Source organism: Methylobacterium longum, from assembly GCF_022179385.1.
Lineage (GTDB): Bacteria > Pseudomonadota > Alphaproteobacteria > Rhizobiales > Beijerinckiaceae > Methylobacterium > Methylobacterium longum.
The window spans coordinates 1-622 of sequence record NZ_BPQS01000168.1; the positions used below are offsets into that span (position 1 = coordinate 1).

General features: G+C 69.6%; 1 protein-coding gene and 1 pseudogene. Both read right to left on the reverse strand.

Annotated elements, in window-relative coordinates:
- On the reverse strand, window positions 1-306 hold a 306-nt coding region (locus tag MFF58_RS31920; protein WP_238294344.1), incomplete at its 3' end, for an ABC transporter ATP-binding protein.
- Window position 307: 1 nt separating this feature from the next.
- Window positions 308-622, reverse strand: a pseudogene (locus tag MFF58_RS31925) (efflux RND transporter periplasmic adaptor subunit); the annotation flags it as partial.

Below are 622 nucleotides of genomic sequence, written 5' to 3' on the forward strand. Positions count from 1 at the left end.
CGCGGTGCTGCGGGGGAGCAGGTTGTAGGATTGGAACACGAAGCCGATCCAGTCGCGGCGCATTCGGGCTCGGGCGTCGTCGGACAGGCGCGCCGTGTCCTCGCCATCGAGGCGGATTGACCCTGAAGTCGGGCGGTCGAGGAGCCCGACCATGTTCATCAGGGTGCTCTTGCCTGATCCGGACGGACCCATGATGGCGACGCACTCGCCCGCCTCGATGCCAAGGGTAATGTCGCGGATCACCGGCACCGACACAGTCCCTACTCGGAACGTCCGGTGTACAGCGTCGAGGGCGAGGAGTGACATGTCAGAACCCCAGCCGCACGCCGAACATGCGCCGCTCCGCCGGCACCTCAGCCTGCCCGACCACGACTTCGCTGCCTTCGGCGAGCCGGCTGCCAGCCCGAAGCGCGACGAGGTCGGCGCTGGTGGCGCCGGTCTCGACCCGGACCGCTTCCAGGCTGCCGTCGGCCGCCCGAACCCAAACGGTGGAGGCGGCTGGATCGCGCGGCGCGCTGCCCTCGGGACGGAAGCGCAGGGCGGCCAGCGGCACCTTCAGGACGTCCGCGTCCTTGTGGATCGTCAGCTTCACCAGAGCGGTCATCCCGGGCAGGAGCAGGCC